The following is a 20,064-nucleotide window of genomic DNA, read 5'->3' on the forward strand; positions in this document are numbered from 1 at the left end:
GATGGTAGCGGCAGGCCTGACCTTGTGGTCGATGCAGCAATACCTGCGGGCCGCCTGGCCGCACCTGAAAATCGACGGCGAGAAAAAATAAGTTTTTTTGAATCAAGGGGTTGACGTAGATTCTGATTTCTATAGAATGCGCAACACCAAGACGTTGCGGGAATAGCTCAGTTGGTAGAGCACGACCTTGCCAAGGTCGGGGTCGCGAGTTCGAGTCTCGTTTCCCGCTCCAGATTCAAAAAAGCCACTCAATCGAGTGGCTTTTTTTTGTCCTAAATAAATGCCTGCGCAACAGTGGCATGTTTATTCCCGGGCCACTCAACCGGGCCGGCTGAGTGCAGCCGTCACTACTGTCGCTAACCCACTGTCCCGTCATGGTTACGAAGCTCCTCCGTGCATGAGAAGGGTGGGGAGCATTTAATCGCCTTGCTTTGCCGATGGGGCCATCAACGCCCTATATGAATGCAAGCCACGCTCGGCTTGAGGGAAAACCCTCATTGCTGCCGGTGTGCTTTCCTACAATGATGATGGAAATCGCCCTGCACAACGGAGCAAGCCATGAGTCATACCCCCACCGACGACAAACGCCCGACTCCGGATCTGGCCGAGGACAACGCGTTTTTCCCCTCGCCGTATTCGCTAAGCCAGTTCACCTCCGCCCATTCCGACCTCAGTGGTGCCGACTACCAGCGGCCCTATACCGGTGGGCGCTGGAAGGTGCTGGTGATCGGTGCGGACGAGCGCTACCTGCTGACGGACAACGGCACGATGTTCTCCACCGGCAATCATCCGGTGGAAACCCTGCTGCCCATGTACCACCTGGACAAGGCCGGATTCGGTTTTGATATCGCCACCTTGTCGGGCAACCCGGTCAAGTTCGAGTTCTGGGCCATGCCCTCCGAAGATGTCGAGGTCAAAGGCCTGTATGCCAAGTACCGCAGCCAGTTCAAGCAACCCTTGAAGCTGGCCGAGGTCCTGGACAACGCCCTGGGCGCCGATTCCGACTACATCGGGGTGTTCATCCCTGGCGGCCATGGCGCGCTGATCGGCCTGCCCGAAAGTGCCGAGGTGAAAAAACTCCTGCAATGGGCCATGGCCAACGACAAGTTCGTCATTTCCTTGTGCCATGGCCCGGCGGCATTGCTGGCTGCCGGGCTCGGCGAGACCAGGGACACGTGCCTGTTCAACGGTTACCGCATCTGCGCCTTCCCCGACGCCCTGGACGCCCAGACCCCGGCCATCGGCTACATGCCCGGCCACCTGACCTGGAAGTTCGGCGAGCAGCTGTCCGCCCTGGGGATCGAGATCCTCAACCAGGACATCTCCGGGGCCGTGCACCAGGACCGCAAGCTGCTCACCGGCGACAGCCCGCTGGCGGGCAACGCCCTGGGCAAGCTGGCGGCCACCGCGTTGCTGCAAGCAGTGGCGGCCGGGTGACTGCGACCAGCGCTGAAGCGGCCCTGCACAGCGTCCTGGAACTGGAGCGCGCCACGGCGCTGCCTGCGATCCAGGCGTTGGTGCGGGGCCTGGCGGGCCCTTTCGGTTATGACCGTTTCGTGTTTTCCGCCTCATCGGCCAGGGACGAAGTGCTCGAGCGCATCTATTGGGTCGAGGGGGACTGGTTCGGCGACGGCCAGGTGGTCGACGCCACGACCTACGTGCGCCGCTGCCCGGTCACCCGGCATATCCTGGAGGCACGCGAGCCGTTCTTCTGGAGCAAGCGTGGTGACCGCTACCAGGTGGTTCGCCGTCCCCAGGGCGCCGGCCTGCATGGCCTGCAGGTGCCGGTGTTCGGCCCCCTTGGCCTGGAGGGCGCCATGAGTCTGGGGGGCGAGCGGATCGACAGCAGCCCCAGGGTCCGGTTGATGTTGGGCAACGTCGCCAGTGCGGCGTTCTGTGCCGCACGGCGGTTGCTGGAGGTGGCCGTCGGCGACCCGTCCAGGCAGTTGTCGGACCGGGAGCGTGAAGTCCTGGCCTGGACCGCCGCCGGCAAGCGCCAGGCCGATATCGCCGTGACGCTGGGGTTGTCCGGGCGCACCGTGGAAAACCACCTGCGGGCGGCGCGTCGGCGCCTGGGTGCCAGCACCACCGCGCAAGCCATCAAGGTGGCGGTGCGCAACGGCGAGTTGGACGCCGTGCCCGACCGCCAGGCGCCGTAGCCGGGTCGTCATGGACAACCTCGGCCTGGGCTCCGGGGTTAGTGGGCGACGGTCAGCACCACCTTGCCGATGTGCTGGCCGGACTCCATCAGGGCGTGGGCCTGGTCGGCATCCGTCAAGGCGAAGGTCTTGAAGATCAATGGCTTGACCGCGCCGCTCTGGACGTGGGGCCAGACCTTGGATTCCAGCTCGGCGATGATCCCGGCCTTGTCCTCTGGGCTGCGTGAGCGCAGGGTCGAGCCCAGGTGGGTCAGGCGCTTGACCAGCATCGGGAACAGGTCGACCTGGGTCGCCGGGCCCTTGATCACGCCGATCTGCACGATCCGCGCGTTCATCGCTGCGGCCTGGAAGTTACGCGCCACATAGTCGCCGGCAATGATATCGACGATGACGTCGACCCCAAGCTGCTCGGTCCCGAGCAGCACTTGCTCGACGAAGTCCTCGCGGTTGTAGTCGATGGCCACGTCGGCACCCAGGGCCAGGCTGGCCGCCTGTTGCTGTGCATTGGCGACCGTGGTGAAGATCTTCGACGCGCCCAGGGCCTTGGCCAGCAGGGTCGCCGTGGTGCCGATGCCGGAGGCGCCGCCATGCACCAGCAGCGATTCGCCGGCCTTGAACTGGCCGCGCTGGAACAGGTTGACCCACACGGTCATGAAGGTCTCGGGCAGTGCCGCGGCTTCGATCATCGACAGGCCACCGGGCAGGTGCATGGTGGTGCGTTCGTCGGCGACCGTGTACTGGGCGTAGCCGCCGCCCGTGACCAGGGCGATCACCGGGTCGCCCACGCTGAAGCGCGTCACTTCGCTGCCCAGGGCGGCGACTTCCCCGGCGATCTCCAGGCCCGGGATGTCCGAGGCGCCGGCTGGCGGATCGTAGAGGCCCTTGCGCTGCAGCAGGTCGGGGCCGTTGACGCCAGCGGCGCTGACCCGGATCAGGATCTCCCGCGGGCCAGGGGTAGGCACCGCCCGGCGGGCAGGTTTCAATACCTGTGGATCACCCGGCCGGGTGATCTCGATAACGGTCATCTGCGCCTCTGGCGCACTATGGGAATGGCTCATGAATGGGTCCTGGTAAGGTGGATGCCGGCCGTTCGGGCTGGGGTGGGCAAAGGTTACGCAAGCGGGCCGGTGCCGGCGCGCGGCGATTTTGCGAGGCTGTGTTGCAATGATTCTTCAGGGGGAAATCTTCAATGAACTGGGATGATGCACGGGTCCTGCTGGCCCTCGGGCGCGAGTTGACCTTGCGCCGTGCGGCGCGGGTCCTGCATGTGGACCAGGCCACGGTGGGGCGGCGTATCGCGACCATGGAGGCGGACCTGGGATCGACCCTGTTCCTGCGCACTCCGGCCGGCTACCAGCTGACCAGCGTTGGCGAAATGGCCTTCGCGATGGCCGGGAAGATGGAGCAGATGGCCCTGGAGCTGATCCGGCGTACCGGGGGGATGGATAACGAACTGGCCGGCGAAGTACGGATTTCCACCACCGACTCCCTGGCCTGTGATTTCGTGATGCCCGCGCTCAAGGCGCTGCACCTTGCGCACCCGGATATCCGCATCGTGCTCAACAGCACCTCCGAGGTGGTCAACCTGTCACGGCGCGAAACCGACATCGCCATCAGGAACCTGCGTCCGGACAATCCCGACCTGATCCTGCGCAAGCTGGCCGAGTGGCCGATGGGCCTGTTCGCGGCGCGCGAATACCTGGAGCGCCATGGCCAGCCCGAGCCAGGTACCGGCTTCAAGGGCCATGACCTGGTGATGTACGAGCCGTACTGGCGGGATCGTGCGCAGCCGACCTTGCTCGACGAGCCCATCGACCAGGCCCGGGTGGTGATGGCGGTGAATTCCAACATGCTGCTGCGGCGCTCCATCGCCCAGGGCCTGGGCATCAGCGAGATCCCCATCGAGATGGGCCGGCGTGACGGCCTGGAGCGGATCTGGCCCGGGCGCACGGCCGGCAAGCCATATGAGGTGTGGATGGTCACCCACCAGGACCTGCGGCATACCACGCGCATGCGCCTGGTGATGGAGCACCTGGCGCGGTCCTTCGCCAACACGGGCGGGCCGGCGAATCCGCCGTTTGAATAATCCCCGGAATAATGCTGTGATTGCGCCCCTGAAGCCCGGCAGCCCTGCCTTTTCCTGAGATACCGCGCCATGGATAGCCAACAACCGACGACCCGGATGTCGCAACAGCCCGCCTGTGATACCGGGCCCCTGGCAGCGATCGCCGGCAGGACCGCGCTGGTGCTGGAAACCAACAACCTGCGCGGCGGCAAGGACCCGGCGCAGGCCCTGGACAGCCTCAAGCACCTGGTAGCCCGCCTGGCTCGTCAGAGCCTCTGCCCGCAATCGCTCGGCCAATGGGTCATCACCCACGATGGCCTCGGGCAAGCGGCCCGGGAGGCGCTGTGCGCACTGGCCGGGCGAGTGCTGGAGTTCGTCGAGATCGATCCCCGCACCGGTTACTACGAGGCCAAGAATATCGGTTTCGAGGCGGTCGACCAGGCGCGCTGCCAGTACGTGGTGTTCGCCGATGCCGACTGCCTTCCCGCCAGCCACTGGCTGGAACAGTTACTCTTGCCCTTCACCGAGGCGGATGCGCCCCTGGCCGTCGCCGGGCGCACCAGCTATGCCCCGAGCGTGGTCGGCAGCGCGTTGACCACCATCGACTTCATGTACTTCCCCAGCCCGCTCGGAGCCCGGGCGACCCGCAATTTCTACGCGAACAACGTGGCCTTTCGTTGTGCCACCTTCGAGCAGTATCGCTACCAGCCGCTGGACGGCGTCTACCGTGCCCACTGCCAGGTCATGGGCCTGCGCCTGCAGGCGGCGGGGGTGGCGGTACGCTACGTTCCGGCGGCCCATACCGAGCACCGGTTGCCCGACAGCCGTGGCGAAGTGTTCAAGCTGCGCTGGTTGCGCGGTGGCGACAGTGTCGACCTGACCCCCCACCTGGTGCGTGCCTATATGCCGGGCTGGTTGCAATGGCTCGGACGCAGCGGACCCATCGGCCCCTTGTGCGTGATGCTCGGGCGCCTGGGCTACAGCCTGCGCGCACTCAACCACCAGGACCTGCCGGCCGTGCATGGGCGGCGGCGCCTGGGTGCGATCCTGGCGATACTCGGTATCTCGTCCCTCGATAGCGCCGGCGCGCTGATCCGCGGGCTGGGGTTGAACATCGGCCGTGCCAGCGCGCGCCAGGGGCAAGCCCTTTCCTATCACCGCCAGCTGGATTGATCCGCGCCGCCCCCTAGGCGCCCCTACAGGAAGTTCCCATGAGCATGAAACCCCTGGCCGCATTCGGCGCCTCCCTGGCGTGCCTGGCATGGTTGGCGTGCGCCGCCCCGGCCAGCGCCGCCCCCAGCGAAATCAACGGCCGCAGCGTGCTGCACTTCGTCTCCGGCAGTGGCTGCGCGACGATCCAGGGCGGCGCCGCGCAAAACTGTAACCGCCTGGCCCTGGACGTGGTGGACGCACGGGCCAGCGTTGACCCGCAGGCGCGCACCATCGTGTTCAGCGTCGAGGCCCAGCCTGCCGGCACGGGCGTGATCGGCGACGTGCTGCTGCATGGCAGCGGCGTTGCCAGCGACGGCCAGCGCGTGCCCTTGAGCTTGCAGGTACTGGTGCGGCGTTCGGGCAAGACCTGGAAGGCCGACACCTATGTACATGCGCCGGTGCGTGGCAGCTTCCGGGATATCGCCCTGGACCCTTACCAGATAAGCGTCCACCAGGGGCGTGACGAGCACGTGCTGCTCAATCCCGAGCTGGCGCGCAAGGTCTTGGCGCAGCCATCGATCGCCGCCCGGGTCGCCAGCTATTTGGTGGTGGTGCGTCCCAGCGACGAGAACAATCCGACGGCCGATGACATCACCATCGGCCTGGGGGTAGGGCGGGTCTCGAAGTCGCTGATGCGTGCCCGCTTCAGCTCGAGGCAACCGGGCAGCCTGCCGCTGGACCAGGTGCTGGAGCAGGGCACCTGGAACCTCGACCTGCAAGCCTTGAGCGGCCAGATTCCGCGGTGGGTGGTCCAGCGCCAGTTGTTCGTCTTCGGCCTGGAGGACAGCCCCTTGCTCGAGGACGTGCGCCAGCGTGGCTTGCACAAGCACGACCGCCTGGAGCTGGGCGCGGTCAATGGCCAGGGCTACCTGCGTTACAACGGCCAGGAGCAGAGTTTCCCCGGGGCCACTGCCAGTGGTACGGCCTTCATGCGTGACAGCTTCATCGGCCTGATCCTGGCCTGGCATCGCAGCGCCCAGGCGGCCACCACTGCGACCCAGGGCGTGGACACCGCGCAGTCCGTGCCATGAGTGCCGGCGAAGCGCTTGCAAGCCAAGCGGACTTCAGTTGCCTGGACATGCCCCGGCCCCATGGGTTGGGAGCCGTACAGGCGCGCCTGGTGGATCGCATCAAGCGCGTCGCCCTGCAGCGCCTGCATCGCAGCGTGCGTGGGGAGCGCCTGCTGCTGCGCATCTACCTGGCTGGGGAGGACGCCACCGAACGTGCGCTGCTGGATGAGTTGCTGCCGCAGTCGCCACCCTGGCTCGAGCGCCAGGTCGAGCGGCACCTGGCCGATGAGCAACGGCACGTGACGCTGTTCGCCGCGGCCCTGGCCGAACGTGGCGGCGACGGTACGGCACGCCTGGAGCCGGATTGGCTCAGCCGGCGCAAGATCCAGCGCTGGCAGCGCCTGGCCCGCCGCTATGCGGGGCATTTCGAGCAGGGCCTGCTGGTGCCGGCCTATGCCACCGGCCTGTGTGCCGAACAGATGGCGCAACGGGTGCTGAGCCGCCACTGCGCGGTCATCGGCGCCGAGCATGGGCTGTATCCGTTGCTGTCGCAGGTCCTGGCCGATGAAAAGGCCCATGTGCGCTTGTGCCAGGGCACCTTGCAACGCATTGTCGCCCCCCATGAAACCGTGCACCTGGCGCGGCTGCTCAAGGACATCCGCCGGGTCGATGCGAGCTTTGGCGTGACCGGCGCCCTGGCGATGTGCCTGGCCGGCTGGGTGCTGGGCGGTGGACGCGGCGCCATTCGATGACTCCCCGCATGCTCTATCTCGCCACCGCCGATGCCCGTGGCCACCTGATGCGCGCGCAGTTGCTGGTGCAGGCCCTGCGCGCGGCCGGCGCCCAGGTCGAGGTGCTGACCACGTCGGACCAGGGCCAGCGCTTCCTGCGCAGTTTCGGGGTCCAGGCCGAGGTCCTTTCGCGGCACTATGCGGTGCAGTTCGACAGCCAGCAGAACATGCTGCGCCGGGCCACCAATCGCAATGTCGCCCAGTACCTGTTCCGCCCCGGGCGGATGCTGCGCGACATCCTCCAGCTGCAGCGCCGGTTGCGCAACGTGGAGCTGGTGATCAACGACTCCTTTCATCCGGCGTTGTTGTACATGGGCATGCTGCCGGGCTGGCGGCGCAAGGTGGTGCATGTGTACGGCGCGAGCCTGAAGGTGGCGTTGCTGAACAACTTCGATGGCATGTGGCCACGGCAGTTCGGGCGGTTGTTCGCCTGGATCGTCGAGCGCCAGATCAACGCCGCGCGGGCGCGCATCGAGCACGATTTTGCCTACGAGGTCGACGATACCGTGGCCCCAGTGCTGTATCGCCTGCCGACCCCGGTGGCCCTGGTCGAGGCGTTGCCGGAACAGCTCGCGGTGGGCGCGGCGGTGTACCTCAACCCGCACTTTCGCGAACCCGGGCTGGCCGATGCCCTGGAGGCCGGCCTGGACGATGCCGGCCTGGATCGGCACCTGGTGGGCGAGGGCTATGCCGGGCGCAACGGCTGGCTCGGGGTCGACCCGCGCTGGGCCAGCCGCGCGGCCCGGGCGCAACTGCTGGTATCGGCACCGGGCATGGCGGCGCTGTCCATCGCCCGGGTCTACCAGCGGCCGATCATCCTGGTGGTGAGCGACCAGCCGGAGCAGGCCAGCAATGCCGCCCGGGCCAGCCAGTTGCAACTGCTGCACCGGGTAGTGACCTGGCGCGGCGACATTGCCGACTTTCGGCGCCAGGTGAGCGCGGCGGCGCGGCAATTGAGCGCGCTCGCCCCAGCGCCTGACGTGGTGTCGGGCAACCAGCGGGCCCAGGCACGGATCGATGCCTGGGCCAATCACCTGCTTGGCTTGTGAGGGCGCCGCCTTGAATCGCCATGTCCCCATGCCCGCAGCGAGCCGACAGCCATGACCGGCTCCTGGCCGCGTCCCGGGTGCGCCAATCCTCGGCAGGCCCTGGCGGCGGCGTTCGGCTTGCTGCTGGGGCTGGGCGTGTTCATCGGCCTGCAGCGCCTGGTCACGCCGCGCTATCACTGGGTCACGCCGCTGGATGAGCTGATTCCTTTCGTGGCCCCGTCCTGGTTCCTCTACGTGCTGTTCTTTCCCTTTGTCCTGTTGGCGGCGGCCTACGCCAGCCAAGAGGGCTTCAGGGCCTTGCGCAACGCTACCGGCATGGCCTTCGTCGTGGGCTTGTTGTGCTTCTGGCTGTTTCCCGAGCAGGTGCCCCGTCCGGATCTCGGCGTGCTCGGCAGCGGCTTCCTGCAGCAGCGACTGAGCCGGATGTGGCAACTGGACCTGGCCTGCAACGGTTTTCCCAGCCTGCATGTAACCGTGACGTGCCTGGCCTGCCGGGCACTGTGGGGCCGGCGTGGCAAATGGCTGGTCGTCGGCAGCGGCCTGTTGATCTGCCTGTCGACCCTGACCCTCAAGCAGCACACCCTGGTCGACGTCGCTGGCGGCCTGCTGCTGGCCCTGGCCTGCGCCTTGGCCACTCACCGACAAGGGAGCATTCGCCGTGTCCCAGCTTGAATCGCGTGCCGGGGCCAACCTGGCATTGCGCGCCTTTACCCCCGCCGCCGAGTGGTTCGTCCTCAAGCCGTGGATCGGCCTGCTGGCGTTGCTGGCCGACTGGGGCCTGATCGGCGTGGCATTCGCCTGCGCCGCCTATTGGCCGCACCCCCTGACGTACCTGCTGGCGGCGCTGGTCATCGCCCGCAGCCAACTGGCGCTGGCGGTGATCATGCACGAGAGCGCCCATGGCGTGCTGTTGCGTCGTCAGTCGGCCAATGACTGGGTCGGCCAATGGCTGGCCGCCGGTCCGTTGTTCCTTTCCCTGCGTACTTATCGGGCCGGGCACCTCAAGCACCATCGCCAGCCCATGCTGCACGACGATCCGGTGGCGGCGGTGTTCGGCATCGGGGACTATCCGTTGCCTCGGCGGCGCCTGGCCTTGCGCCTGGCGGCGGACCTGTGTGGGGTGGGGTACTTCATCAGCGCCTTCAAGTTGGTTCGCGGCGACTACCGCCACTGCCTGCCCAGGGTCGACAAGTCGGCGCGCCAAGTGCTCGGGGAAGTCCTGTCGATGCTGCTGGGCAATGGCGTGCTGCTGGGACTGCTGGCCTGGTCCGGGCACCCATGGCTCTACCTGGGGTTATGGTTGCTGCCGGCCATTACCTTGTTGCCGCTGATGGGGCGCGTGCGGGCGATCCTCGAGCATGCGGGTTTGCCCGCCAACGCCGACCAGAGCCAGAACGCCCGTAGCATCGTGGCGCCCAACTGGCAGACCTTCGTCTTCGGCCCCCACGGGATCCACTACCACATCGAACACCATCTCTACGTGCGCATACCCTTCTATCACCTGCGCAGCGCCCATCGCCAGCTGGCGGCCCGAGGGCTGCTGCCGGTGGAGAACCTTTACCGGGGCTATATCGCGGTGCTGCGGGATGTCAGCCGCCCGGCGCAGGACGCTGCGGGCGACTGAGACAGGTGCACTGGCCGCAGGGGCCAGTGCCAAGGGGACGGTTAGAGCTTGGGCAGCTGTCCGACCCGGCCGACCATCTCGGTGACGATCTGCAGGTCCAGCAGGAACTGCTCCACGGTCTTGAACTCGTTGTCGGTGTGGCCGGTGTATTTCACCTGCGGACGCGCCAGGCCGAATTGCACGCCATTGGGCAGTTCATGGACCGAGGTCGCCCCGGCGGAGGTGCCGAACTCGTGGGCCATGCCCAGGTTCTCGCTGGCCACGTCCAGCAGCGCCTTGACCCATTCGCCCTCGGGGTTGCGGTACATCGGCGCGGCGACCGAGGTGTTGAACTGCACCGCCACCTGGTTCTGCTTGCTCCAGGCCTCCAGCTTGTCGCTGATCTGCGCCTTCAGCGCCTCTGGCGCCTTGCCCTTGGGCACGCGCAGGTTCACCGCGACCTTCAGTGCCTTGTCATCCACGCTGACCAGGGTCGGCGAGGTGGTCAGCGGGCCCATGAAGGCATCCGCGAAACCCACGCCCAGCTTCTTGCCTTCATAGTCCAGGCCCCAGTTGTCGGCGAGGTAATGCGCGGCGTCAGTGAACTGGTTGTGCTTGAGTGCCACCTTGCCCTCCAGGCCGTGGACGAAGTCCAGCAGCCGCGCCACCGGGTTGACCCCGGACTCGGGTTCGGAGGAGTGGGCGGACACGCCGGTGACGGTCAGCAGTACGTCCTTGCCTTCTACCCGGGCATCGATCTTGAAGTTGCCGCCGTGGCGCTTGACGTACTCGGCCCCGGCCTTCTGCAGGCTGGCCACCAGTTCGGCCGGCTGCTCGGTCACCAGGGTCGCCACCGAGGTGGAGGGGATCTGGTTGGGGGCCAGGCCGCCGGTCAAGTGGGTGATCTGCGCGCCCTTGCCCTCGGCGGCACGCTGGGGGAAGGTCGCCATCACGGTGCTGGAGCCTTTCTCGGCGATCACCACCGGGTAGCCGCCATCGAGCGCCAGGTTGTAGTTGGGCACCGGGTTGTGTTCGAAGTAGTAGGGGATGGCATCGCCGCTGGTTTCCTCGGTGGTATCCACCTGCAGCTTGAAGTTGCGCGCCAGGGGCAGTTTTTCTTCCTTGACGATCTTCATGGCGTACAGCGCCACCACGATGCCGTTCTTGTCATCCTCGGTGCCGCGCCCGTACATCCGGTCGCCGATCAGCGTGACCTTGAACGGGTCGAGCCGGGTACCGTCCTGCAGTACCCAGTTCTCCGGGGTGACCGGCACCACGTCGGCGTGGGCGTGGATGCCCACCACTTCGTCGCCGCTGCCGGGCAGGGAGATCTCGTAGACGCGGTTGTCGACGTTGCGAAACGCCAGGCCGAAGTCCTGGGCCAGGCCCTTGATCTTGTCGGCGATCTTGAGGAATTCCGGGTTCTCGTGCTGGGGCACGCCGTCCACGCGGAAGGTGGGGATGGCCACCAGTTCGCGCAGGGTTTCAGTGGCGGCCTTGCCGTACTTGACCCGGGCATAGAGCCCGAGCAGGCGGTGGATCTCGTTCTGCTGCTCGGCCGAGAGCGTCTTGCCGGCCAGGAAGCCATCGATGGCCGGGGCCAGGTGGGCGCTCTTGCCCGGCTGGCTCTTGGCGACCTCGCCGATGAACTGGCGGAAGTCCTTGACCGAGGCGTCGTTGAAGTTCTTGAGGATGGCCGCGCTCTGTTGCGGCGTGATGTTGGCCTGGGCGACGTTGGCGAACGCCGACAGGCTGGCGAGCATCAGGGTGGCCGTGGCCAGGTGCTTGAGGGAAAAGTCCATTACGCAGGGCATTCCTTTGCAGGAGGTGGGTAGGGAATGTCTGATAGGCCAGACAGAAACCTTGCCAAGCTAACACTGCGCAGGAGGGCTGCGGGAGTCCCGGAAAGGGGAACTGTCGCACAGAAATGCAAAAGCGGCGCACAAACGAAAAATGGGTCGCCGGCGGGGCAGGGGCGCCGCGGTGGGCGCCCCTGCGTTCGGGACTACCTTAGAGGGCGGCGTCCCACGGACGGTCGCCATGCTCGTCCTTGATGCGGGTCGGCAGGCCCATCACGTCCAGCGCCTTGAGGAATGGCTCAGCGGCCAGTTCCTCGACGTTGACCATGCGCTGCACGTCCCACTCGCCACGGGCCACCAGCAGCGCGGCGGCGACTGGTGGCACGCCCGCGGTGTAGGAAATGCCCTGGCTGTCGGTCTCGGCGTAGGCTTCCTCGTGGTCGGCCACGTTGTAGATGAACACCTCGCGCGGCTGGCCGTCCTTGGTGCCCTTGACCAGGTCGCCGATGCAGGTCTTGCCGGTGTAGCCCGGGGCCAGGGAGGCCGGGTCGGGCAGTACCGCCTTGACCACTTTGAGCGGCACCACCTCCAGGCCTTCGGCGGTCTTGACCGGCTGCTCGGAGAGCAGGCCCAGGTTCTTCAGCACGGTGAACACGTTGATGTAGTGCTCGCCGAAGCTCATCCAGAAGCGCACGTTGGGCACTTGCAGGTTCTTGGACAGCGAGTGCACTTCATCGTGGCCGGTCAGGTACAGGTTTTGCGAGCCCACCACTGGCAGGTCGTCGGTACGCTTGACTTCGAACATGGTGTTGCTGGTCCACTGGCTGTCCTGCCAGCTCCACACCTGTCCGGTGAATTCGCGGAAATTGATTTCCGGGTCGAAATTGGTGGCGAAATACTTGCCATGGGAACCGGCATTGACGTCGAGAATGTCGATCGAGTCGATGCGGTCGAAATGCTGTTGCTTGGCCAGCGCGGCATAGGCGTTGACCACGCCCGGATCGAAGCCCACGCCGAGGATGGCGGTGACGTTCTTCTGCTGGCATTCCTCGAGGTGTTTCCACTCGTAGTTGCCGTACCACGGCGGGGTCTCGCAGATCTTGCCTGGCTCTTCGTGGATCGCGGTGTCCAGGTAGGCCACGCCGGTATCGATGCAGGCACGCAGCACCGACATGTTGAGGAAGGCGGAACCGACGTTGATGACGATTTGCGATCCGGTCTCGCGGATCAGCGCCTTGGTCGCTTCGATATCCAGAGCGTCAAGCGAGAAGGCCTGGATATCGGCGGGCACCTTGAGGCTGCCCTTGGCCTTTACGCTGTCGATGATGGCCTGGCATTTGGAGATGTTGCGCGACGCGATAGCAATACGACCGAGTTCGTCGTTGTGCTGCGCGCACTTGTGGGCCACCACCTTGGCGACACCTCCTGCACCAATGATAAGAACATTCTTCTTCAATTTACGTACTTCTCCTTAATCACCTGCCCGTTCAGGAAAGGCTGGACAGGTAGTCTTCGAAACCAAACTCGCGAACCACCTCGACGCTACCGTCGAGTTGTTTCACGACGATGGACGGCATTTTCAGACCGTTGAACCAGTTTTTCTTGACCATGGTGTAACCCGCCGCGTCAACGAACGACAGTCGATCGCCGATGGCCAGCGGACGCTCGAATGGGTACTCGCCGAAGATGTCGCCGGCCAGGCACGACTTGCCGCAGACCATGTAGGTGTACTCGCCGTCGTTGGGGGCCATCTTGGCATTGAGGCGGTAGATCAGCAGGTCGAGCATGTGCGCTTCGATGGAACTGTCCACCACCGCCAGGTGCTTGCCGTTGTACAGGGTGTCGAGCACGGTGGTCTCCAGCGAGGCGCTCTGGGTGATCGCCGCTTCGCCGGGCTCCAGGTACACCTGCACGCCGTATTTTTCGGAGAAGGCCTTGAGCCGGGCGCAGAACGCATCCAGGGCATAGTCTTCGCCGGTGAAATGGATGCCGCCGCCCAGGCTGACCCATTCGACCTTGTGCAGCAGGTGGCCGAAGCGCTCCTCGATGTGGTTCAGCATCTGGTCGAACAGGCCGAAGTCGCCGTTCTCGCAGTTGTTGTGGAACATGAAGCCGCTGATCTGCTCGATCACCTGCTCGATCTTCGCCGGGTCCCATTCGCCCAGGCGGCTGAACGGACGAGCCGGGTCGGCCAGCAGGTAGTCGGAGCTGCTCACTTGGGGGTTGACCCGCAGGCCGCGGACCTTGCCTTCGGACTGCTCGGCGAAGCGTTGCAGCTGGCCGATGGAGTTGAAGATGATCTTGTCGCAGTTATCGAGCATTTCCTCGATCTCATCGTCGGCCCAGGCCACGCTGTAGGCATGGGTCTCGCCCGCGAACTTCTGCCGGCCCAGCTTGAGCTCGTACAGCGACGAGGAGGTGGTGCCGTCCATGTACTGCTGCATCAGGTCGAACACCGACCAGGTGGCGAAGCACTTGAGGGCCAGCAGGGCCTTGGCGCCGGATTGCTCGCGCACATAGGCGATCTTCTGCATGTTGACCAGCAGCTTCTGTTTGTCGATGAGGTAATAAGGCGTCTTGATCATTGGGCGATCTCCGGCAGGGCCAGCCAAAAAGGTACGCATTGTGCCTTCAGTGTCCACAGATCGAAAGCACGGAAATGGATTTTCGCCGGACGGCCCCGATTGCATGGGGCTGGGCGGTGGCCGAAGGCCCTGCGGGCCTTGGCGCAGCTTCGCAGGCTCAGCAGCGGCTACAGGACCGCGGATGGATTGCGGATCGCCTCGTGTAGCCGCTGGCGCAGGCTGCGCACGGCCGCGGGCGATCCCGCGCAAGCTGCCTCGTTTTTTGCTCTCCAGCGAGCACATATTTAGTAATTTTCCTTCGCTGATGTCTGCCGCACCATCTGTCGCATCCGACTTACACCCGGGTTCTGAACAGAGCGTCCAGCCTTGCGCTGGCGTCCACCGTCTCGCAGAAGGACACAGACATGAGCGTTGAACAAATACATGTGGATACCCTGGTGGTGGGTGCGGGCCAGGCCGGCGTGGCCATGAGCGAGCACCTGGGCAAGCTGGGCGTGCCGCACCTGGTGCTGGAGCGCAAGCGCATCGCCGAGGCCTGGCGCAGTGGCCGCTGGGATTCGCTGGTGGCCAACGGCCCGGCCTGGCACGACCGTTTCCCGGGGCTGGAATTCGACCTGGGCCCCGACGCCTTCGCCACCAAGGACCAGGTGGCGGACTACTTCGAAGCCTATGCCCGCCAGGTCGACGCGCCGATCCGTACCGGTGTCGAAGTACGCCAGGTACAACGCAACGTCGGTCGTCCCGGCTTCACGGTCGAGACGTCCATGGGGCCGATCCAGGCCAATCGGGTGGTAGCAGCCACCGGGCCGTTCCAGCGCCCGGTGATCCCGCCCATCGCTCCTGTCGATACCCGGCTCCTGCAGATCCACTCCGCCGACTACCGTAACCCGCAACAACTGCCGGCAGGCGCGGTGCTGGTGGTGGGCGCCGGATCGTCCGGGGTGCAGATCGCCGATGAGCTGCAACGTGCCGGCCGCCCGGTGTACCTGTCGGTGGGCGCCCACGACCGGCCGCCGCGCGCCTACCGTGGGCGTGATTTCTGCTGGTGGCTCGGGGTCCTGGGGGAGTGGGATGCCGAGATCGCCAAGCCCGGTCGCGAGCACGTGACTATCGCCGTCAGTGGCGCCCGTGGCGGCCAGACCATCGACTTCCGTGCCCTGGCCCACCAAGGCATCACCCTGGTGGGGCTGACCAAGGCCTTCGACGGCGACCGGGTGAGCTTCCAGGCCGACCTGGTGGACAACCTGGCCCGGGGCGACGAGAACTACCTGGCCCTGCTGGATGCCGCCGACGCCTACATCGCCCGCAACGGCCTCGACCTGCCGGCCGAACCCGAAGCCCGGCGACGCCTGCCGGACCCAGAGTGCGTGACGCGGCCGATCCTCGAGCTGGACCTGCGGGCCGCCGGCATCACCTCGATCATCTGGGCCACCGGTTATGCCGTGGATTTTTCCTGGTTGCAGGTCGACACCTTCAGCGAGCAGGGCAAGCCCTTGCACCAGCGCGGCGTGTCCCGCGAGCCGGGGATCTACTTCCTCGGCCTGCCGTGGCTGTCGCGGCGCGGTTCGTCGTTCATCTGGGGTGTCTGGCACGACGCCAAGCACATCGCCGATCACATCGCCACCCAGCGCAAGTACCAGGCCTATGGCAGCGAGCCGGCCTGTTCCAGCGTCCATACCTTCAGTTCCGTGGGAGCCCGTTGATGCCAGTCCATACCCGTATCCGCATGTTCAACACCAAGGACACCTATCCCAACCAGACCCTGGACAACGACCTCTGCCAGGCGGTGCGCGCCGGCAACACCGTGTATGTCCGGGGCCAGGTGGGCACCGATTTCGCCGGCAACCTGGTGGGGCTCGGCGACCCACGGGCCCAGGCCGAACAGGCGATGAAAAACGTCAAGCAGTTGCTGGAGGAGGCCGGCAGCGAGCTGGCCCATATCGTCAAGACCACCACCTATCTCACCGATCCGCGCTACCGCGAGCCGGTCTACCAGGAGGTGGGCAAGTGGCTCAAGGGCGTGTTCCCGATCTCCACCGGCCTGGTGGTCGCGGCTCTGGGCCAGCCCCAGTGGCTGATGGAGATCGACGTGATCGCGGTGATTCCCGAGTGAGTGCCGCGCTGTGCAGTTCGGCGGAGCCGCTCGGCCCGCCCCAGGAGCTATCGTTGCCATGACTTTTTCCATCGTTGGGCGCTGCGCCGAAACCGGCCAGCTAGGGATTGCCATCAGTTCCTCGAGCATCGCCGTGGGCGCGCGCTGTCCCTGGGTGCGGGCCGGGGTCGGGGCGGTAGCCACCCAGAATGTCACCCTGCCGGCCCTGGGGCCGCAGATCCTCGACCTGCTGGAAAACCACAAGCTGGAACCGCAGCAGGCGCTGCAACAGGCCCTGGGGCGCAATGGCTGGAGCCAGTACCGCCAGGTCACGGTAATCGACGACCAGGGGCGCACCGCGCTGTTCAGCGGCCAGCAGGCCCTGGGCACCCACAACGCCCTGGCGGGCGAGCAGTGCGTGGCGGCCGGCAATCTGCTGGCCGGGACCGAGGTTATCGAGGCCATGGTCCAAGCCTTCGAGGGCACCCCGGGGATGCTCGCCGAACGCTTGCTGGCGGCGATGCACGCCGCGATGCGCGCCGGCGGCGAGGCCGGGCCGGTGCATTCGGCGGCGCTGATGGTGGTGGACGACCTGACCTGGCCCGTGGTCGACCTGCGGGTGGACTGGGCCGAGGAAGACCCCATCGGCCAGCTCAATGACCTGTGGCAAGCCTATCGCCCGCAGATGCAGGACTACCTGACCCGGGCCCTGGACCCCACGGCGGCCCCCAGCTATGGAGTGCCGGGCAATGAATGAGCCGTCGAGCCGCGAACTGCTGGCACGGCTGGTGGGCTTCGCCACGGTCAGTCGTGATTCCAACCTGGAGCTGATCGCCTTCATCCGCGATTACCTGGCGGGCCTCGGGGTCGACAGCGAGCTGATCTACAACCCCGAGCGCACCAAGGCCAACCTGTTCGCCAGCATCGGTCCCGACGACCGTGGCGGCATCGTGCTCTCCGGCCACACCGACGTGGTCCCGGTGGATGGCCAGGCCTGGACGGTGGAGCCTTTCGTGCTGAGCGAGCATGAAGGGCGCCTGTACGGGCGTGGCACGGCGGACATGAAGGGGTTCATCGCCGCCGTGCTGGCGGCGGTGCCGGCCTTGCTCCGGCGGCCGCTGCGGCTACCCGTGCACCTGGCGTTTTCCTATGACGAGGAGGTGGGTTGCCTCGGCGTAAGGCCGATGCTCGCCCGCTTGCAGGCCCGAGCGCACCGGCCGTTGCTGTGCCTGATCGGCGAGCCCACCGAGCTGCGGCCGGTGCTGGGGCACAAGGGCAAGCTGGCCATGCGCTGCCAGGTCCGGGGCGCCGCTTGTCATTCGGCCTATGCGTCCCAGGGGGTCAACGCCATCGAGTACGCGGCGCAGTTGATCGGCAAGCTCGGGGAGATCGGCACCCGCCTGGCGCAGCCGCAACACCATGACCGACGGTTCGATCCGCCCTTCACCACACTGCAGACCGGCATCATCCGTGGCGGCCGGGCACTGAACATCGTGCCGCAGGATTGCCAGTTCGATTTCGAGGTGCGCACCCTGCCGGGCTTCGATCCCCGGCAGGTGGTGGATGAGCTGCAGGACTATGCCGAGCAGCAGTTGCTGCCCGGTATGCGCGCCGTGCACGCCGATACCGCCATCGACCTGCAGCCCTTGAGTGCCTATCCGGGGCTGGCCACCGCGCCCGACAGCGAGGCTGCCGAACTGCTGGCGCTGCTCAGTGGTTCCCGGGAGTTTGGCACCGTGGCTTTCGGCACCGAGGGCGGCTTGTTCCATGAGGCCGGCATCCCCACGGTGGTCTGCGGGCCGGGCAGCATGGACCAGGGGCACAAGCCGGATGAGTTCATCAGCCTGGAGCAGCTCGCGGCCTGTGATGCGCTATTGCTGCGCCTGGCGGACTGGCTGGCGCAACCGGCCTGAATCGACCTCGGTTACCGACCCCAGCACAGCCCCGCGCAGCCTGCTGCCTCAAGCGCTGGCAGTCGTCCGCGAGCGCTCTGCGACGGGGTGTCGAGGCTTATCTTGCTACAGAGTTTTTTCATGGGACTGGAGCATATTTTTAGTATTTTTCCTCCGCTCCCCAGTGACGCACCATCGCCTTGAACTCCTATAACAACCAGGCCGTCGCAACGGCCGACGAGGGCATGCAGCGTGTTCGATCTTCGTTACTGGCAGCAACGGGCTGCCCAACAGACATTCATAGACCAGGCGCTGATCGGCGGTCGGCGCTTGCCGGCGGCATCCGGTGCCACCTTCGATGCGATCAACCCTGCCACCGGCCAGTTACTGGCCCGGGTCAGCGCCTGCGGTGCCGGCGAGGTAGACCTGGCGGTGGCCGCGGCGCGCCGGGCGTTCGAGCATGGCCCATGGGCACGCATGGCGCCGGGGCAACGCAAGCAGGTCCTGCTGCGCCTGGCCGAGTCGATACTCGCCCATCGTGAAGAGCTGGCCTTGCTGGATTCGCTGAACATGGGCAAGCCGGTGATGGACGCCTGGAACATCGACGTGCCGGGCGCCGCCAATGTCTTCGCCTGGTATGCCGAGAGCATCGACAAACTCTACGACCAGGTAGCCCCCGGCGCGGCCGACAGCCATGTCAGCATCCGCCGCGAGCCACTGGGGGTGGTCGCTGCGGTGGTGCCTTGGAACTATCCCCTGGACATGGCCGCCTGGAAGCTGGCACCGGCCCTGGCCGCGGGCAACTCGGTGGTGCTCAAGCCCGCCGAGCAATCGCCGTTCTCGGCCCTGCGCCTGGCCGAGCTGGCCCTGGAGGCCGGTCTGCCCGAAGGCGTGCTCAACGTGGTACCGGGCCTGGGGCCCGAGGCCGGGCGCGCCCTGGGCTTGCACCCGGATGTGGACTGCCTGGTATTTACCGGGTCCACCGAGGTGGGCAAGTACTTCATGCAGTATTCGGCGCAGTCCAACCTCAAGCAGGTCTGGCTGGAGTGTGGCGGCAAGAGCCCGAACCTGGTGTTCGCCGATTGCCAGGACCTGGACCTGGCCGCCGAGAAGGCCGCGTTCGGCATCTTCTACAACCAGGGCGAGGTGTGCTCGGCCAACTCGCGGTTGCTGGTGCAGCGCAGCATCCACGATGAATTCGTCGAGCGCCTGCTGGCCAAGGCCCGGGACTGGCGCCCCGGCAATCCCCTGGACCCGGCCAGCCGCGCCGGGGCCATGGTCGATGCACGCCAGGCGGCCAGTGTCATGGCCCATATCGAGCGGGCGCGGGAGCAGGGCGCGCAGTTGGCCTGTGGCGGTCGGCGCTTGTCTATCGATGGCAGCGACAACTACATCGAGCCGACCATCTTCACCGGTGTCCAGCCGCAGATGAGCATCGCCCGCGAAGAGGTGTTCGGCCCGGTGCTGGCGGTGAGCGCATTCGACAGCGAGGAACAGGCCATCGCCCTGGCCAACGACAGCGTCTATGGCCTGGCGGCCTCGTTGTGGACCGACGACCTCAACCGGGCCCATCGCGTGGCCCGGCAACTGCGGGTCGGCACCGTGTCGGTGAACACCGTGGATGCCCTGGACGTCACCGTGCCCTTTGGCGGTGCCCGGCAGTCGGGTTTCGGCCGCGACCTGTCGCTGCATGCCTTCGATAAATACACCCAGCTCAAGACCACCTGGATCCAGTTGCGCTGAGCGGCGCGGGTGCCTTGCGGTGCCGAGCGGCACCCTATCGCCTGCCTTCGGTGGCAGGTTCACA

At 66.2% G+C, this 20,064-nt stretch carries 18 protein-coding genes, 1 tRNA gene and 1 pseudogene; 16 read left to right on the forward strand and 4 right to left on the reverse strand.

Features of this window, described 5'->3' with window-relative positions; genetic code table 11:
* The 4 genes and pseudogenes from ACK6AU_RS17690 to ACK6AU_RS17705 form a co-directional block, all read left to right on the forward strand.
* Positions 1–91, forward strand: a pseudogene (locus ACK6AU_RS17690) (CDP-diacylglycerol--glycerol-3-phosphate 3-phosphatidyltransferase); the annotation flags it as partial.
* Between the two features lie 65 nt (positions 92–156).
* A tRNA-Gly gene (locus ACK6AU_RS17695) sits at positions 157–232 on the forward strand.
* 326 nt (positions 233–558) lie between these two features.
* The gene (hchA, locus tag ACK6AU_RS17700) at positions 559–1,437 is read left to right on the forward strand and encodes a glyoxalase III HchA (protein WP_409300344.1); all 879 of its coding nucleotides are present in this window, start codon (positions 559–561) and stop codon (positions 1,435–1,437) included.
* Positions 1,434–2,159 (forward strand): PA1136 family autoinducer-binding transcriptional regulator, encoded by a 726-nt coding sequence (locus ACK6AU_RS17705; RefSeq protein WP_409300346.1) that lies wholly within the window; start codon positions 1,434–1,436, stop codon positions 2,157–2,159. The genes hchA and ACK6AU_RS17705 overlap by 4 nt, the downstream gene beginning before the upstream one ends.
* A gap of 38 nt (positions 2,160–2,197) precedes the next feature.
* Here ACK6AU_RS17705 and ACK6AU_RS17710 read toward each other — a convergent pair whose 3' ends face one another.
* On the reverse strand, positions 2,198–3,184 hold the full coding sequence (locus ACK6AU_RS17710; RefSeq protein ID WP_409300387.1) for an NAD(P)H-quinone oxidoreductase: 987 nt from the start codon (positions 3,182–3,184) through the stop codon (positions 2,198–2,200).
* Positions 3,185–3,348: 164 nt separating this feature from the next.
* On the opposite strand from ACK6AU_RS17710, the gene ACK6AU_RS17715 reads away from it, so the two are divergent.
* The 7 genes from ACK6AU_RS17715 (at position 3,349) to ACK6AU_RS17745 (ending at position 9,910) form a co-directional block, all read left to right on the forward strand.
* On the forward strand, positions 3,349–4,245 hold the full coding sequence (locus ACK6AU_RS17715) for a LysR family transcriptional regulator (protein ID WP_409300348.1): 897 nt from the start codon (positions 3,349–3,351) through the stop codon (positions 4,243–4,245).
* A 69-nt stretch (positions 4,246–4,314) separates the two neighbouring features.
* Positions 4,315–5,397, forward strand: coding sequence for a glycosyltransferase (locus ACK6AU_RS17720; RefSeq protein ID WP_409300350.1), 1,083 nt, complete (start codon positions 4,315–4,317; stop codon positions 5,395–5,397).
* A gap of 38 nt (positions 5,398–5,435) precedes the next feature.
* A complete protein-coding gene (locus ACK6AU_RS17725) occupies positions 5,436–6,467 on the forward strand; it encodes a hypothetical protein (RefSeq protein ID WP_409300352.1) in 1,032 nt (343 codons plus the stop codon).
* The gene (locus ACK6AU_RS17730; RefSeq protein WP_409300354.1) at positions 6,464–7,198 is read left to right on the forward strand and encodes a hypothetical protein; all 735 of its coding nucleotides are present in this window, start codon (positions 6,464–6,466) and stop codon (positions 7,196–7,198) included. Before ACK6AU_RS17725 ends, ACK6AU_RS17730 begins: the two co-directional genes overlap by 4 nt.
* An 8-nt stretch (positions 7,199–7,206) precedes the next feature.
* A complete protein-coding gene (locus tag ACK6AU_RS17735) occupies positions 7,207–8,286 on the forward strand; it encodes a hypothetical protein (protein ID WP_260498113.1) in 1,080 nt (359 codons plus the stop codon).
* A gap of 51 nt (positions 8,287–8,337) precedes the next feature.
* Positions 8,338–8,958: a phosphatase PAP2 family protein gene (locus ACK6AU_RS17740; RefSeq protein ID WP_185701854.1), complete on the forward strand. Its 621-nt coding sequence runs from the start codon at positions 8,338–8,340 to the stop codon at positions 8,956–8,958.
* Positions 8,945–9,910: a fatty acid desaturase family protein gene (locus ACK6AU_RS17745; RefSeq protein ID WP_185701853.1), complete on the forward strand. Its 966-nt coding sequence runs from the start codon at positions 8,945–8,947 to the stop codon at positions 9,908–9,910. The genes ACK6AU_RS17740 and ACK6AU_RS17745 overlap by 14 nt, the downstream gene beginning before the upstream one ends.
* A gap of 41 nt (positions 9,911–9,951) precedes the next feature.
* On the opposite strand, the gene ACK6AU_RS17750 is transcribed toward ACK6AU_RS17745, so the two are convergent.
* From ACK6AU_RS17750 to nspC, 3 genes are all read right to left on the reverse strand, one after another.
* Positions 9,952–11,691: a dipeptidase gene (locus ACK6AU_RS17750; protein ID WP_409300357.1), complete on the reverse strand. Its 1,740-nt coding sequence runs from the start codon at positions 11,689–11,691 to the stop codon at positions 9,952–9,954.
* 208 nt (positions 11,692–11,899) lie between these two features.
* On the reverse strand, positions 11,900–13,144 hold the full coding sequence (locus ACK6AU_RS17755) for a saccharopine dehydrogenase family protein (protein WP_185701851.1): 1,245 nt from the start codon (positions 13,142–13,144) through the stop codon (positions 11,900–11,902).
* Positions 13,145–13,175: 31 nt separating this feature from the next.
* Positions 13,176–14,273 (reverse strand): carboxynorspermidine decarboxylase, encoded by a 1,098-nt coding sequence (nspC, locus tag ACK6AU_RS17760; protein WP_185701850.1) that lies wholly within the window; start codon positions 14,271–14,273, stop codon positions 13,176–13,178.
* 404 nt (positions 14,274–14,677) lie between these two features.
* On the opposite strand from nspC, the gene ACK6AU_RS17765 reads away from it, so the two are divergent.
* From ACK6AU_RS17765 to ACK6AU_RS17785, 5 genes are all read left to right on the forward strand, one after another.
* Entirely contained in the window at positions 14,678–15,976 is a 1,299-nt protein-coding gene (locus tag ACK6AU_RS17765; protein WP_185701849.1) for an NAD(P)/FAD-dependent oxidoreductase, read from the forward strand.
* The gene (locus tag ACK6AU_RS17770; protein WP_022639313.1) at positions 15,976–16,386 is read left to right on the forward strand and encodes a RidA family protein; all 411 of its coding nucleotides are present in this window, start codon (positions 15,976–15,978) and stop codon (positions 16,384–16,386) included. The genes ACK6AU_RS17765 and ACK6AU_RS17770 overlap by 1 nt, the downstream gene beginning before the upstream one ends.
* A 58-nt stretch (positions 16,387–16,444) precedes the next feature.
* Entirely contained in the window at positions 16,445–17,122 is a 678-nt protein-coding gene (locus tag ACK6AU_RS17775; RefSeq protein WP_185701848.1) for a DUF1028 domain-containing protein, read from the forward strand.
* Positions 17,115–18,278, forward strand: coding sequence for an acetylornithine deacetylase (gene argE, locus ACK6AU_RS17780; RefSeq protein WP_409300361.1), 1,164 nt, complete (start codon positions 17,115–17,117; stop codon positions 18,276–18,278). Before ACK6AU_RS17775 ends, argE begins: the two co-directional genes overlap by 8 nt.
* 231 nt (positions 18,279–18,509) lie before the next feature.
* Positions 18,510–20,000, forward strand: coding sequence for an aldehyde dehydrogenase (locus ACK6AU_RS17785; protein ID WP_185701846.1), 1,491 nt, complete (start codon positions 18,510–18,512; stop codon positions 19,998–20,000).
* Positions 20,001–20,064: the final 64 nt, after the last annotated feature.

This window comes from Pseudomonas sp. KCJK8993, from assembly GCF_046230915.1.
Classification (GTDB): Bacteria; Pseudomonadota; Gammaproteobacteria; order Pseudomonadales; family Pseudomonadaceae; genus Aquipseudomonas; species Aquipseudomonas piscis.

Excerpts from the sequence above, each read along its gene's own strand:
- hchA (WP_409300344.1), top strand. The coding sequence starts at position 559 with ATGAGTCATACCCCCACCGACGACAAACGCCCGACTCCGGATCTGGCC.
- ACK6AU_RS17710 (WP_409300387.1), bottom strand. The coding sequence starts at position 3,184 with ATGACCGTTATCGAGATCACCCGGCCGGGTGATCCACAGGTATTGAAA.
- ACK6AU_RS17715 (WP_409300348.1), top strand. The coding sequence starts at position 3,349 with ATGAACTGGGATGATGCACGGGTCCTGCTGGCCCTCGGGCGCGAGTTG.
- ACK6AU_RS17720 (WP_409300350.1), top strand. The coding sequence starts at position 4,315 with ATGGATAGCCAACAACCGACGACCCGGATGTCGCAACAGCCCGCCTGT.
- ACK6AU_RS17725 (WP_409300352.1), top strand. The coding sequence starts at position 5,436 with ATGAGCATGAAACCCCTGGCCGCATTCGGCGCCTCCCTGGCGTGCCTG.
- ACK6AU_RS17730 (WP_409300354.1), top strand. The coding sequence starts at position 6,464 with ATGAGTGCCGGCGAAGCGCTTGCAAGCCAAGCGGACTTCAGTTGCCTG.
- ACK6AU_RS17735 (WP_260498113.1), top strand. The coding sequence starts at position 7,207 with ATGCTCTATCTCGCCACCGCCGATGCCCGTGGCCACCTGATGCGCGCG.
- ACK6AU_RS17740 (WP_185701854.1), top strand. The coding sequence starts at position 8,338 with ATGACCGGCTCCTGGCCGCGTCCCGGGTGCGCCAATCCTCGGCAGGCC.
- ACK6AU_RS17750 (WP_409300357.1), bottom strand. The coding sequence starts at position 11,691 with ATGGACTTTTCCCTCAAGCACCTGGCCACGGCCACCCTGATGCTCGCC.
- nspC (WP_185701850.1), bottom strand. The coding sequence starts at position 14,273 with ATGATCAAGACGCCTTATTACCTCATCGACAAACAGAAGCTGCTGGTC.
- ACK6AU_RS17765 (WP_185701849.1), top strand. The coding sequence starts at position 14,678 with ATGAGCGTTGAACAAATACATGTGGATACCCTGGTGGTGGGTGCGGGC.
- ACK6AU_RS17770 (WP_022639313.1), top strand. The coding sequence starts at position 15,976 with ATGCCAGTCCATACCCGTATCCGCATGTTCAACACCAAGGACACCTAT.
- ACK6AU_RS17775 (WP_185701848.1), top strand. The coding sequence starts at position 16,445 with ATGACTTTTTCCATCGTTGGGCGCTGCGCCGAAACCGGCCAGCTAGGG.
- argE (WP_409300361.1), top strand. The coding sequence starts at position 17,115 with ATGAATGAGCCGTCGAGCCGCGAACTGCTGGCACGGCTGGTGGGCTTC.